At 72.2% G+C, this 13,308-nt stretch carries 12 protein-coding genes; 1 reads left to right on the forward strand and 11 read right to left on the reverse strand.

Annotation, left to right across the window (positions count from 1 at the left end):
- Nucleotides 1-131: 131 nt before the first annotated feature.
- From eda to ACLBX8_RS15545, 3 genes are all read right to left on the reverse strand, one after another.
- On the reverse strand, nt 132-758 hold the full coding sequence (gene eda / locus ACLBX8_RS15535; protein WP_020092994.1) for a bifunctional 4-hydroxy-2-oxoglutarate aldolase/2-dehydro-3-deoxy-phosphogluconate aldolase: 627 nt from the start codon (nt 756-758) through the stop codon (nt 132-134).
- A gap of 22 nt (nt 759-780) precedes the next feature.
- On the reverse strand, nt 781-2,607 hold the full coding sequence (gene edd, locus ACLBX8_RS15540) for a phosphogluconate dehydratase (protein WP_447715459.1): 1,827 nt from the start codon (nt 2,605-2,607) through the stop codon (nt 781-783).
- Between the two features lie 397 nt (nt 2,608-3,004).
- The gene (locus ACLBX8_RS15545; protein ID WP_132368419.1) at nt 3,005-4,126 is read right to left on the reverse strand and encodes an asparaginase; all 1,122 of its coding nucleotides are present in this window, start codon (nt 4,124-4,126) and stop codon (nt 3,005-3,007) included.
- A gap of 170 nt (nt 4,127-4,296) precedes the next feature.
- Here ACLBX8_RS15545 and ACLBX8_RS15550 point away from each other — a divergent pair, with 170 nt between their 5' ends.
- Nucleotides 4,297-4,539 carry a hypothetical protein gene (locus ACLBX8_RS15550; protein WP_042674329.1) on the forward strand — a complete coding sequence of 81 codons (243 nt, stop codon included), beginning with the start codon at nt 4,297-4,299 and terminating at the stop codon, nt 4,537-4,539.
- 28 nt (nt 4,540-4,567) lie between these two features.
- On the opposite strand, the gene ACLBX8_RS15555 is transcribed toward ACLBX8_RS15550, so the two are convergent.
- From ACLBX8_RS15555 to ACLBX8_RS15590, 8 genes are all read right to left on the reverse strand, one after another.
- A complete protein-coding gene (locus ACLBX8_RS15555) occupies nt 4,568-5,887 on the reverse strand; it encodes an MFS transporter (protein WP_091680460.1) in 1,320 nt (439 codons plus the stop codon).
- Nucleotides 5,888-6,035: 148 nt separating this feature from the next.
- Nucleotides 6,036-7,436: a sigma-54-dependent transcriptional regulator gene (locus ACLBX8_RS15560; protein ID WP_447715460.1), complete on the reverse strand. Its 1,401-nt coding sequence runs from the start codon at nt 7,434-7,436 to the stop codon at nt 6,036-6,038.
- The gene (locus ACLBX8_RS15565) at nt 7,421-8,884 is read right to left on the reverse strand and encodes a sensor histidine kinase (RefSeq protein WP_447715461.1); all 1,464 of its coding nucleotides are present in this window, start codon (nt 8,882-8,884) and stop codon (nt 7,421-7,423) included. Before ACLBX8_RS15565 ends, ACLBX8_RS15560 begins: the two co-directional genes overlap by 16 nt.
- A gap of 228 nt (nt 8,885-9,112) precedes the next feature.
- On the reverse strand, nt 9,113-9,316 hold the full coding sequence (locus tag ACLBX8_RS15570) for a hypothetical protein (protein ID WP_020093001.1): 204 nt from the start codon (nt 9,314-9,316) through the stop codon (nt 9,113-9,115).
- 104 nt (nt 9,317-9,420) lie between these two features.
- The gene (locus ACLBX8_RS15575) at nt 9,421-9,774 is read right to left on the reverse strand and encodes a hypothetical protein (RefSeq protein WP_447715462.1); all 354 of its coding nucleotides are present in this window, start codon (nt 9,772-9,774) and stop codon (nt 9,421-9,423) included.
- Between the two features lie 72 nt (nt 9,775-9,846).
- On the reverse strand, nt 9,847-10,626 hold the full coding sequence (locus tag ACLBX8_RS15580) for a YfdX family protein (RefSeq protein ID WP_447715463.1): 780 nt from the start codon (nt 10,624-10,626) through the stop codon (nt 9,847-9,849).
- A 193-nt stretch (nt 10,627-10,819) separates the two neighbouring features.
- Complete coding sequence (locus ACLBX8_RS15585; protein WP_020093004.1) at nt 10,820-11,143, reverse strand: low molecular weight protein tyrosine phosphatase family protein; 324 nt, start codon at nt 11,141-11,143, stop codon at nt 10,820-10,822.
- Nucleotides 11,140-12,927: an ABC transporter ATP-binding protein gene (locus ACLBX8_RS15590; protein ID WP_447715464.1), complete on the reverse strand. Its 1,788-nt coding sequence runs from the start codon at nt 12,925-12,927 to the stop codon at nt 11,140-11,142. The genes ACLBX8_RS15585 and ACLBX8_RS15590 overlap by 4 nt, the downstream gene beginning before the upstream one ends.
- Between the last annotated feature and the right edge of the window lie 381 nt (nt 12,928-13,308).

A 13,308-nucleotide genomic window follows, 5' to 3' on the forward strand; every position in this document is an offset into this window, starting at 1 on the left:
TCTGCGGGCGGGGCCGCGCCCTCTCCGTCATCACGAGCGCAGCGAAGTGACCCAGGGTCGCGCGACATCCTGGAGATGTGGCGCGACCCTGGATTGCTTCGCTCCGCTCGCAAGGACGTCGGTCGTGAGGCTTACGCCTTGCGCAACCCCGCGGCGGCCCGGGCCGCCCGCTCGATCGCCGCCGGATCCGGCGTGCCGGGCTTCACCACCCAGCTGCCGCCGACGCAGAGCACGGACGGGATCGACAGCCAGTCCGGGGCGCTCAGCTCGGTGATCCCGCCCGTCGGGCAGAACCGCACCGCGCCGAACACCGCCGCGTGCGCCTTCAGCGCCTTGATCCCGCCCGCGGCCTCCGCCGGGAAGAACTTGAACCGGTCGAGCCCGTGGTCGAGGCCGCGCATGATGTCGGCCGCCGTCGCGACGCCGGGCAGGTAGGGCACGCCGTTGGCCTTGGCGGCGTCGGTCAGTGGCTCGGTGAGGCCCGGCGAGACGATGAACTCGGCCCCCGCCGCCAGGGCCTTCTCGAGATCGCGCGGGTTGAGCACCGTCCCGGCGCCCACCACCGCGCCCTCGACCCGGGTCATCTCCCGGATGACGTCGAGGGCGGCCGGGGTCCGCAGGGTGACCTCCAGGGCGGTCAGGCCGCCCTTCACCAGGGCCTCGGCGATGGGCCGCGCCTGCGCCGCGTCGTCGATCACCAGGACCGGAATGACGGGCACGGAGCGCATCAGCGCGTCGATGCTGGTCAGATCGTTCATGGTCGGCAACTCCCTCTCGGTTTCAGAGGCCGGCGGCGGCGAGCATCGCCGAGGCGCCCCGCTCCGCCGTGTCGGCCCCCTGGCGCATGAACGCGAACAGCTCCCGCCCGGTGCCCTGCGCGGGCTCCGGCGCCTCGGCCTCAGGGCGGCCCGCGAATTCCGCCTCGTCGACCAGCACCTCCAGCAGGCCGTCGGCCGCGCTGAGGCGGACGACGTCGCCGTCGCGGATCCGCCCGATCGGGCCGCCGCCCAGCGCCTCGGGGCTCAAGTGGATGGCGGCCGGCACCTTGCCGGACGCGCCCGACATCCGCCCGTCCGTCACCAGAGCGACCTTGTGGCCGCGGTCCTGCAGCACGCCGAGCGGCGGCGTGAGCTTGTGGAGCTCCGGCATGCCGTTGGCCCTCGGGCCCTGGAACCGGACCACGACCACGACGTCGCGCTCCAGCTCACCGGCCTTGAACGCCTTCAGCACCTCGTCCTGGTCGGAGAAGACCCGGGCCGGGGCCTCGATGGTGCGGCGATGCTCCTCGACGGCGCTGGTCTTGAACGTCGCCCGGCCGAGATTGCCCTTCACGAGCCGCATGCCGCCGTCGGGCTGGAACGGGTTGCCGGGCCGGCGCAGCATCGTGTCGTCCAGGCTCTCCGGCACGGCGTCCTCGAAGACCAGCTCCTCGCCGTCGAGCTTCGGGTCGCGGGCGTGGTCGCGCAGCGTCTGGCCCGACACGGTCAGGATGTCGTCGTGCAGGAGGCCCGCGTCGAGCAGGGCCGCCATCACGAAGCTCATGCCGCCCGCGGCGTGGAAGTGGTTCACGTCGCCGGCGCCGTTCGGGTAGACGCGGGCGATCAGCGGCACGGCGCTGGACAGGCGGTCGATATCCTCCCAGTCGATGACGATGCCGGCCGCGCGCGCGATGGCCGGCAGGTGGATCGCGTGGTTGGTGGATCCGCCCGTTGCGAGCAGGCCGACCGCGGCGTTGACGATCGCCTTCTCGTCGACGCAGAGGCCCAGCGGCCGGTAGTCGTTGCCGGCGCCGCCGATCTCGGTGAGCCGGTGGATCGCCGCTCGGGTCACGGCCTGGCGCAGCTTGGTGCCGGGATTGATGAAGGACGCGCCCGGCATGTGCAGGCCCATCATGTCCATCATCATCTGGTTGGAGTTGGCCGTGCCGTAGAACGTGCAGGTCCCGGCCGCGTGGTAGGAGGCGGACTCGGATTCGAGCAGCTCCGCCCGGCCGACCTTGCCCTCGGCGTAGAGCTGACGGATCCGCTGCTTCTCCTTGTTGGCGAGGCCCGACGGCATGGGCCCGGCCGGGATCAGGATCGTCGGCAGGTGGCCGAAACGGAGCGCTCCGATCAGCAGGCCCGGCACGATCTTGTCGCAGATGCCGAGCAGCGCCGCGCCGTCGAACATGCCGTGGCTCAGCGCGACCGCGGTCGAGAGCGCGATCGTGTCCCGGGAGAACAGCGACAGCTCCATGCCGCTCTGCCCTTGCGTGACGCCGTCGCACATGGCCGGCGTGCCGCCCGCGACCTGCGCGGTGGCGCCGCGCTCCCGGGCGAACAGCTTGATCTGCTCCGGGTAGCGCCCGTAGGGCTGATGGGCCGAGAGCATGTCGTTGTAGGCGGTGACGATGCCGACGTTCATCACCGTCCGCTCGTCGCGGATCGCCGCCTTGTCCTCGCCGGACGCCGCGAAGCCGTGGGCGAGGTTGCCGCAGGCGAGCTTGCCGCGCCGGACCCCCGCCTCGCGCTCGCGGGCGATCAGGTCGAGATAGGCGCGCCGGGTCTCGCGGGAGCGCGCCACGACGCGCTCGGTGACCGCCGCGACCTCGGGATGAAGCTCGGTCATGCTCGTTCCTCCAGGCTCGGTGCCGACGGGCGCAGGGCCGATGCCGCGATTCGGGATCGGCCGCGCGGCCGCGTCGGTGGCCGGTATCTAAGGGGTGCGCCGCGGGATGTAACCCGGGGCGGGCGCCGGCGCTGACATGAGGTTTGCCCGCCGGCTCAGGAAACCCCAAGTCCGAGGCCGCGGTCGCTGTCGCGTTCGACCGATGCCGCCCGCATCGTCATCACGAGCGGAGCGAAGTGACCCAGGGCAGCCCGACCCTGAAGTGCTTCGCCGCGCCCGCAAAGACGGTGACCGCCCGCCTTTGCCCGGACGCCCGACGTCGCCACACCTCGAAGCGCTCGTTCGAGGCATGCCTCAGGATGGGGTCGAACCTCAGAGACCCAGCACGTCCCTGGCCTCAATACTCCCAGAAGATGCGCTGCAGCTCCTTGGTATCGCTGGTCTTGGTGAGCGCCACGGCGGCGAGGATCTTGGCCTTGGCGGGATTGAGGTCGTGGGCGACCACCCAGTCGTACTTGTCATCGGGCTGCTCGGCGTTGCGCAGGACGAAGCCGTCCGGCACCCGCGACGAGCGGATCACGATGGCGCCCTTGGAGCGGATGTCCTTGAGCTTGTCGACGAGGTAGCCGGGGACCGAGCCGTTGCCGGTGCCGGCGTTGACGATCGCCTTGGCGCCGGCCTGGAGCTCGGCGTCGTAGACGCCCGGGATCATGTTGCCCGAGCCGTAGACGATGCCGACCAGCGGCAGGCTGTCGATCTGGTCGATGTCGAACTCGGAGCTCATGTTGTGCCGCTTCGTCAGCGAGCGGAAGAAGTAGGTCTTGCCCTCGACCACCATGCCGAGCGGTCCCCACTGGCTGTAGAAGGCGCTGGGCACGATGTTGGTCCGCTTGTTCACGTCGCGGCCGCACTGGATGTAGTCGTTCATCGTCACGGTGACGCCCTGGCCGATCGCCTCCTTGCTGGCGGCGACCGTGACGGCGTCGAGCAGGTTGAGGGCGCCGTCGGCCGAGATCGCCGTGCCCGGCCGCATCGAGCCGACCACCACGATCGGCTTGTCGCTCTTCACCACGAGGTCGAGGAAGAACGCCGTCTCCTCCAGCGTGTCGGTCCCGTGCGTGACGACGATCCCGTCGACGTCGTCCTGCTTCAGGAGCTGGGACACGCGCTTGCCGAGCTGGACCAGCTGGGCGTCGGTGAAGCTCTCGGAGGCGATCTGGAAGACCTGCTCGCCGCGGACGTTGGCGATGGTGTTCACCTGCGGCACGGCGGCGATCAGCTTGTCGACCGGCACCTTGGCGGCCGTGTAGGTGGCGCTGTTGGCGGCGTCGGCGCCGGCGCCCGCGATCGTCCCGCCGGTGGCGAGGATCACGACGTTCGGCTTCTTCGCCGCGGCGGCCGTGCCGGCCTCGGGCATCTCGCGGGCGACGAGGGGCGCCGCCCCGAATCCGCTGGCCAGGGCCAGGGCGAAGACCGCTCCGCGCAGGGGAAGAGCCGCGCCGCTTCGGCAGGAGAACATCGGAGATCCTCGATGGTTGACGGGAGAGCGAGTCGGACTCGACGCGGGGATGGTAGCCGCGCCCCGGCCCGAGGCAAGGATCATGCAGGGCGCCGACGTGCAGGGCGCGACGGATCGTTACGCAAGCTCGGGCGTTGATGGGGGTTGCTGTCCGCTCGGAGATAGATCCCATGCTGCATCTCGCCGGCCTGCTCGAGGAACTCGAGCGGAGCGAGCCCGCGCGGGCCGCGATGTCGATCCTCGAGACCTCTCTCGCGCGCCGCTCGACGGAGGAGCAGGGCGCGTTCTGGCGCGCCGTCGACATCTACTACGTCTCGCGGAAGGCCCCGCCGGAGGCGACCGTGCCGGGCCAACTCGGACCGGGCAAATCCGTGGCGAGCCAGGCCGCGCCGGAGCTGGCCGCGGCGTCCTGAGCCCGGCCTCCGGATCCGATCGCGGCGCTCAGGCGCTCGCCGGCACGGCCGGCGGCATGCCGGCGCCGCTTTCGGGCTCGCTGCCCGCGCGCACCGCCTCGCGGGTCTCGGGCATCAGCGCGAAGTAGAGGACGAAGCCGAGCGCCGCGATGGCCGCCAGCGCCAGGAAGGCGGTGGAGTAACCCGCCGACACGATGATCACGCCGGCCAGCGTCGCGCTCAGGGAGGCGCCGATGCCCTGGGCCGTCGCCACGGCGCCCTGGGCCGCGTTGAACCGGCCGCCGCCGCGGGTCAGGTCGGCGACCACGATCGGGAACAGCGCGCCGTAGACGCCGGCCCCGATGCCGTCGAGGAGCTGGACGCCCACCAGCCAGAACGGGTTGTCCGACAGCGTGTAGAGGACGCCGCGCAGCGCCAGGATGCCGAAGGCGGTGAGGAAGATCGGCTTGCGGCCGATCACGTCGGCCTTCGCGCCCACGAAGATCGCCACCGGCACCATCACGCACTGCGCCGCCACGATGCAGACCGCGATCAGCGAGGTCGCGTGGTCCTTGCCCGAGATGTGTGTCAGGAGCTGGCCCACCGAGGTCAGCATCGCCGCGTTGGCGAGGTGGAAGATCGCGCAGAGCACCGCGAAGATCAGCAGCGCCCGGTTCTGCAGCAGGGTGGCGAGGCCGGAGGGCTTCTCCTGAGCCTGCTCCTCCGCCTCGGTCATGCCGCGGGCGAGGTCGTTGTCGATGGCGTCGGCCGGCACCATCAGCATGGCGCCGATGGACAGCGCCGCCAGGATGCCCATCAGCCAGAACACGACCACCGGCCCGAAGAAGTAGGCGAGCCCGCCCGCCAGGGCGGCCGAGACCGCGTTGCCGGCGTGGTTGAAGCCCTCGTTCCGGCCGATCCGCTTGGCGAACATCTTCGGCCCGACGAGGCCGAGCGTGATCGCGGCCAGCGCCGGCGGGAAGATCGTCCCGGCGACGTGGGCGATCGATTGGGTGGCGGTGACGAGGTAGAAGTTCGTGATGAACGGCAGGACGAGGCAGCTGGCCGTCACCGCGATGGCGCCGCCGATCACCACCGCGCGCTTGTGGTTGGTGGCGTCGATCAGCGCGCCGGCGGGCGTCTGCGCCACGAGGCCGAGGATGCCCGCGATGGTCATCACGAGGCCGGTCGTGGCCTCGTTCCAGCCCTGGTCGGGGCCGCGCACGGCGATCAGGTAGATGGCGAGGTAGGGGCCGAGGCCGTCGCGCACGTCGGCGAGGAAGAAGTTGAGCGCGTCGAGGCCGCGCAGGGCCTTGGCCGAGGGTGTCCGGCCGCCGGCGCCGCGGGCGCCCGTCTCGATGCTGTTCATCCTGCCGCGATCCCCCGACCGACGGACGGCGCGGCCCCGATCCGGGCCGCGCCGTCGCACGCGGGGCTCGACGCCCGCGCGCGCCATCGGTTCCCGCGCGGCGCGGGCCTCACGCGGGATGTGAACGGTTCTCCGGCCCGCCCGGGCCTCAGGCCGTGTCGGTGTCGGCCGAAGCGTCGGGATTCCCGACAGTGTCTGTCGTCTCTTCCGACAGATCGGTGCCTACCGCGCCGAGGCCGTAGCGCTCGATCTTGGCGTAGAGGAGCTGCCGCTGGATGCCGAGCCGGCGGGCGGCCCGGGCGCGGTTGCCGTCGGCCTCGCGGAGCGCGGCCGCGATCATGGTGCGCTCCAGGCGGGCCACGGCCCCGGGCAGGTCGCCGGCGAGCCAGTCGGCCGCGCCGTCCTCGCCGCGACGGTCGGGTCGCGCGGCCGGCAGATCGATGGCCTCGGCCGCGATCACGCCGCCGCGCACCAGCATGGCGGCGCGCTCCACGACGTTGCGCAGCTCGCGGACATTGCCGGGCCACTCGTAGGCGAGCAGACGCGAGGCGGCCCCGCCGCTCAGGCGCTTGCCCGAAGGGACCAGGAAGTGCTCGGCGAGCGGCACGATGTCGGCGAGGCGCTCGCGCAGGGGCGGCAGGGTGATCGGAACGACGTTCAGCCGGTAGTACAGGTCGGCGCGGAACCCGCCCGCGGCGACGAGCGCCGGCAGGTCGCGATGCGTCGCCGCCACGAGGCGGACATCGACCCGGGCAGGCCGGCCCCCCAGCGGGGTCACGACGCCGTCCTGGATCACCCGCAGGATCTTCGCCTGCATCGCGGCCGGCATGTCGCCGATCTCGTCCAGGAACAGGGTGCCGCCCTGGGCCTCGTGGAAGGCGCCCGCGCGGTCGGCGGTCGCGGCCGCGAAGGCGCCCCGGACATGGCCGAACAGCTCGCTCTCCAGAGCCTCGGCCGGGATCGCCGCGCAGTTCACCGGAACGAACGGCCGCGCGCGGCGCCGCGAGAAGGCGTGCAGGGCCCGGGCGACCTCCTCCTTGCCGGTGCCGGTCTCGCCCTGGACCAGGATCGTGGACGCGTTGTCGGCGACGAGACCGATGGTCTTCTGGACCTTCCGCATGCCCGCGCTCGACCCGATCAGGACCGGATGGTCCGGCGGCGGCGCGGCGCCGACGGGATCGGAGCGGGCGTCGCGCAGCATCGCGTCGAGGACGGCGGCGAGGTCGGCCCGGCCGATCGGCTTGGTCAGGTGGTCGTGCGCCCCGAGGCGCATAGCCTCGATCGTGTTGGCCGGGCTCGCGAAGGCTGTCAGGACCGTGACGGGCGGCGGTTCCGGCAGGGCCCGGATCCGCTCCAGCGTGGCCATGCCGTCGAGGTCTCCGGGCATGCGCAGGTCGAGGAGCACCGCCGCCACCGGACCCTCGCCCAGCCGCGCCAGCGCCTCCGAGCCGGAGGCGACCGGGAGCGCGGTGTGCCCGAGATCGGTCACCGTCTCGGCGAGCCCGTCGCGCAGGGCTCTGTCGTCGTCGACGATCAGGATGGTTGCCATGGCAGATCCAGGACAAAGGTGGTCGCCGGCGCGCCCTCGACCAGCCTCGCCTCGCCGCGATGCGCCAGGGCGATCTCGCGCACGATCGCGAGCCCCAGACCGGTCCCGTCGGGCCGGCCGGTGACGAAGGGCTCGAACAGGCTGGCGCGGATCGCCGGGTCGACCCCGCCGCCGGTGTCGGCGACGCTGAGGCGCAGCCGCAGCGCGCCGTCGACCGTCACGCGCTCGGCGCCGAGGCGGACCCGCCCGCCCGGCGGCGCGTGCTGCAGGGCGTTCAGCAGCAGGTTGTCGACGGCGCGGGCGACCTGCGCCCGGTCGAGATGCGGGTGGTCCGCGGCGGGCAGCCCGTCGGCCTCGACCGCGATCCGGACCGCGCGCGCGCGCGCCAGGTCCTCGTGCAGGCCCGCGCACTCGGCCAGGAGCGGTGCCACGGGTGTGGGCATCCGGTTGAGCGGCCGCGCCTGCGTCAGGTTGAGGAGGTCGCGCAGCAGCGTGTCGACCCGGGCGATCTGGCCGAGAACGGTCTCGAGGGCGACGGCGGCGCGCTGCGGATCGCCGCTGACCAGGGCGTTCTCGGCCTTCAGCCGCATCGCCGCGATGGGATTGCGGATCTCGTGGGCGATGCTCGCCGCCAGACGGCCGACGGCGGCGAGGCGCTCGGTCGCCACGATCCGGGCCTGGGCCTCCCGCAGCCGCCCGCCGGCGGCGTTGAGGGCGTCGACCAGCCGGTCGAGCTCGCGCTCGCCGGTGCGGTCGAGATGGGGCAGGTCCTGGCCGTCCGGACGCGGCGCGGCGAGCGCGGCCTCGAGCCGGGCGATCCGCCCCGAGAACCCGTACAGGAACCAGCTCAGGAACGCGGCCGATCCGAGCACCGTGGCGGCGAGGAAGCCCAAGCCCGCGAGGAAGCGCGTGTAGGTGGGGCCGTCGTTCACGTGCGCGCGCGTCATCGACCACGCGGTCAGGCCGGCCTCCGGCCCGTGCAGCGGGCAGGCCTGGAGCATGAGAACCTGGGTCCGGCTCGGCCGCCGCTCCGCGGCCGCGTGGTCGACCCGCAGCGCCTGGGCGTTCAGCGCCGCGATGGCGTCGCGCTCGGCCGCCGGAAAGTCGGTCTTCGGCCCGGATCCCTCGTAGGTCGGATAGGCGTAGGCCACCGACCCGCGCGCGGCGCTCCAGATTCCGCCCTCAAGGCCCGGGAAGCGCGCCAAAGCGGCCGAGACGGTGCCGACGAGGTCGGCCTCCCCGACGCCCCTCCCGCGCGCACGCACGAGGGCGGCGTACCGGTCGATGATGTCGCGGCAAGCCCGCCCGACCGCGAGATCGGCCTGCGCCACCTGGACGCCCGTCGACTGGTCATAGACGCCGAGCATCAGGTAGGCGGTGGCGGCCGCGGAGGCGACCAGCAGGACCCAGAGCGCGAGCAGCCGGGCGCGCAGGCTGTAGGCCGTCACGGCGGTGTCCGACCCGGCATGGCGGTGGCTCCTGCGGCGGCGTCGCGCGCCCGGAGCCCGTTCCTAAGCCATTGTCCGGTCCCCGACCACGCGAAGACTGCGCGGGTCCCACGGTGACGGGGCGACGCGCGCGAACGGTCCCGGGTCGGGCCCGGGACCGCCGGGAGCGGGGCGCCGCGTCCGGCACCCCTCTCGGACGTACGATCGATCAGTCGTCGGCGCGCGCGCTCACTTGCGGTTCGTGATGAGGCTGTCGACGTTCTTGTTGGCTTCCTTATTCTCCTTCCGCTGCATCACCACTTCGTGCTTGGTGTCCTTCATCGACATCTCGTCACGCTTGCCCTGGGGCATCTCCTTCGGGGCCGCCAGGGCCGGCGTGACCGACCAGAGACAGGCCAAGCAAAGAGCAGCGCGCGCCGTAGTCTTGAACATGATGCTTCCTCCACTCAATCGACATTGCAGGACGTCTTGGCGATGCCGCCGGTTCCTCATGCGCGGATCACGGGCGTGCGATCCGTCGCGCGGATGGTCTCGTCTCAGGGCTGGCCCGACGGGTTGATCGGCAGGGCGTCGCTTCCGAGCTGCACGCAGGTCAGCATCGCCACGTAGGACGGGGTGCCGCCGATCTGGCTCTCCGTCGCGCAGGTCCGGCGCTCGGCCACGTCGAACGTCGCCCAGCGCTTGATCAGGGTGCGCCGGGCGGCGGCCTCGTCGGATAGGCAGCCGCGGTAGCTCGCCCGGTCGACGGCGGTCGATCCCGCCCGGTGCTCCGGCGCGCAGATCGACCGGATGTTGAAGTCCGGAACCCCCGCCGTCCGGGCGGAGGCCGCCAGGGTCCCGCCGAGGAGCAGTTCGAGTCCCAGGATGGTCGAGATCCAGAATCGCCGCACGCGACCCTCCCTCCTGTGCGCCGACCGGGCCGCGCCCGAGATCCGTCAGGCGCGGCCGTCGTCGGCGTTCGGTCACTTGCTGGTCTTGGCACCCGCCGTCGTGCCGGTGGCCTGCGGCGCGCCCTTGTCGGCCGTCGCGGCGGCCGCCTTCTGGGGCACCGCGATCGCGTCGATCACGTCGAAGCGCATGTTGTCCTGGGCCGACTTCAAGGCGGCGTTGGCCTCGTAATACTTGCCCTGATTGATCAGCGTCGCGGCCTGATCGACGTCGGTGATGGTCTTGTTCAGAGGCAGGACCGCCATGGTGAAGTTGACGTCGACATGGGCGAGCTTGAGCTTCTCCAGGGCCCCCTTCTGGTCGCCCTGAGCGAGGTTCTTGTTCGCCTCGGTCACCGCGGAGGCCTTGGCGGGCGTGGCCACGAAGTCGTCGCCGAGGGTCAGCTGCGCGTCGACCGGGACCCAGGCCACCTGCTCCTTGGAGGCCGTCTTGGTATCGGCCTTGGTGTCGGCCTTGTCGCTCGGCGCAGTCGCCTTGTGGGCGGCCATGTCGGCCGGCGACTTGAGGTCGGCCTCGGCCTTGGTGAAGACCGCGTCGTCGGTCTTGGCCTTGGCGAAGGCGGCCTGCGCCTTGGCGATCATGTCCTTGGCCTGGCCGGGATTGGCCTCGAAGATCGCGAGGCGGGTGAGCTGGAGATCCCTGAAGCCCTGTGCGCCGTCCTTCGAGAGCTTGCCGACATCCTTGTCGACCGCCGCCTGGCTCGCGCTGATCTGCGTGCCATTGGTCTGGGCGGCCTGCTCCGCCGCGTAGGCGGTTCCACCGAGGATTGTGGTGAGCACGAGAGCCGCAGCCATAGATTTGCGATAGGACATAGTAATATCTCCCTCTAGTGCCGGAGATAAGGCCTTCGTCTGCATCGGCCTCATTCATTCCGTGTTCAGATAATAGATCAGCCACCATTTGGTCGCATGACCGGAAGATTAAAGAACGGCAATGCGCCGCCGGGCGTGGCGGGTCTCAGCGCGGCGGGTCTCAGCGCGGCGGGGTTCAGCGCGGCAGGAAGCGGCCGGCGCGCGCGTCGAGCAGCGCCACCAGCGCCGGCGCCATGAAGTCGTGCACGTCGGGGATGTCGAGGCAGACGAGGCGGGTCCCGCGCAGGGCGGCCCCGAAGCGGCGCATCAGCTTGCGCCGGTGCGCACGCTCCATGACGACGACGATCTCCGCCCAGGCGAGATGATCGGCGTCCACCGGCTCGTCGGCGTCGGGCGACACCCCCGCGCTGGCGGTCTCGATGCCGGGCAGCCGCGCGAAGATCTGTTCCGCGGTCGGGCTGCGGGCGCGCGCCCGGCCGCAGACGAACAGGATCCTCACGCGCTCTCCGCGAGGTCGGCTTGCCGCTCGAACAGGGCGCGGTACGCCCCGTTCGGGCGGCGCAGCAGGGCGGCGTGAGGCCCGTCCTCGACGATGCGACCGCGGTCGAAGACGAGGATCCGGTCGAGGGCCCGCACCGTGGACAGGCGGTGGGCGATGACGATGGCGGTTCGCCCGCGCATCAGCCGCGCCATGGCCTCCTGCACCAGAGCTTCCGACTCGGAATCCAGGCTCGAGGTCGCCTCGTCGAGGATCAGGATCGGCGCGTCCGCCAGGAAGGCGCGGGCGAGCGCCACCCGCTGGCGCTCGCCGCCCGACAGCTTGACCCCGCGCTCGCCCACCAGCGTCGCGTAGCCCTTCGGCAGCCGCGCGATGAAGTCGTGCGCGTTGGCGAGGCGCGCCGCCCGCTCGATCTCCTGCGCCGAGGCGCCGGGCCGAGCGTAGGCGATGTTCTCGGCCAGGGAGCGGTGGAACAGCACCGGCTCCTGGGGCACGATGGCGACCTGCGCGCGCAGGCTCGCCTGGCTCGCCGACGCCACGTCCTGCCCGTCGATCGTCACGCGACCGCCCGACACGTCGTAGAGCCGCTGGATCAGCTTGACGAAGGTCGTCTTGCCGGAGCCCGAGCGCCCGACCAGCCCGACGCGCTGGCCGGCCGGAATCGTCACGGTCAGCCCGTCGTAGAGGGGCCGCGCGTGGTCGCCGTAGTGGAAGCGCACGGTCTCGAACCGGATCGCCCCGCCCGCGACCGCGAGCGGGACCGCGCCGGGCCGGTCGGCGACGCCGACGGGTTCGGCCTCCAGGGCGACCAGCTCCTCCATCTCGTTGATGGCCCGCTGCAGGTGGTTGATGTGGCCGCCGATGTCGCGGAGGTAGCCGTGCACAACGAAGGTCGCGGTCAGGACGTAGGCGACGTCGCCCGGGCTCGCCCGCTCCCGCCACCACAGCCACAGGGCGATGGCGACGATGGCGGTGCGCAGGACGAGCAGCAGCCCGAGCTGGCCGGTGCCGCCCCAGGTGACGATCATCCACGTGCGCCGGGTCCGCCGCTGCCACTTCGCCAGCAGGCGGCCGAGCCGCGCCTCCTCCCGCGCCTCGGCGCCGAAGGCCTTGACGACGGCGTTGTTGCCGATCGCGTCGCTGAGCGCGCCGCCGAGGCGGGTGTCGAGGGCGTTCGAGAGCGCGGCCGCGGGCGCGATGACGCGGGTCGCGAGCAGGGCGGTCGCGCCGACATAGGCGCCGGCGCCGATCGCGACCGTCGCGCCGAGGGCCGGCCAGTGCAGGCCGAGGACCAGGGCCGTGCCCACGAGGACGACGAGCGCGGGCAGGAGCGACAGCAGCAGCGTGTCGTTGAGCCCGTCGATCGCCCACATGCCGCGGGAGATCTTCCGGACGGTCGAGCCCGAGAAGGTGTTGGCGTGCCACTCGGTCGAGAAGCGCTGGACCCGGGCGAAGCCGTTGCCGACGATGTCGCTCATGGTGCGCAGGGAGAGCGGCACCACGAGGCTCCAGGCGACGTGCCGCAGCAGCGCGGTGGCGAGGCCGAGCCCGGTCATCGCCAGGAACGCCGGCCAGGCCGCGTCCAGCGCCGCGCGTCGGTCGCTCCCGGAGAGCGCGTCGACCAAGCGGCCCGCGAAGAGCGGCAGCAGCACCTCCGCCAGGGTGGCGAGCGTGATCGCGCCGGTGAGACCGGCGACGAGGGGCCAGCGCCTGCGCCAACTGCGGACGACGAAGGCCAGGACGCGACGGGCCGCGTCCGCCTTCCGGGGAGACGACAGAGACATGCGAGTGCCCGACGCGGGCGAGCGTCGGCTCCGGGTGACGCCGCGTCCCATCGCGAACGATGCGCGCCGGCGAGATCAGGCAGGATCGGGTTCAGAGGCGCCGGGCGGCAGGGCCGGGCGAGAGCGGGAAGCGGCTAGCCGACCCGCGCGGGGGCGCCGACGAATCCTGCTCGGAGGGTGGCAAACACAGCGATCATGCAGCTCCCTCCCTGGTGCGAGCGCGACAGCAGCACGAGGCTAGGAGAGCCCGAACTGATTCGCAACAACCATCGCGAAGCCTCGGCCAGTCGCGACGGCCGATCCATGCACCCGGGTCAACCCTGCGGAGCCGGGGGAACGGTCACGCTTCGTTGAAAAGCTGACGCAACGCGGTGTAAACAC

The sequence above is a fragment of the Methylobacterium sp. D48H genome (assembly GCF_053345715.1).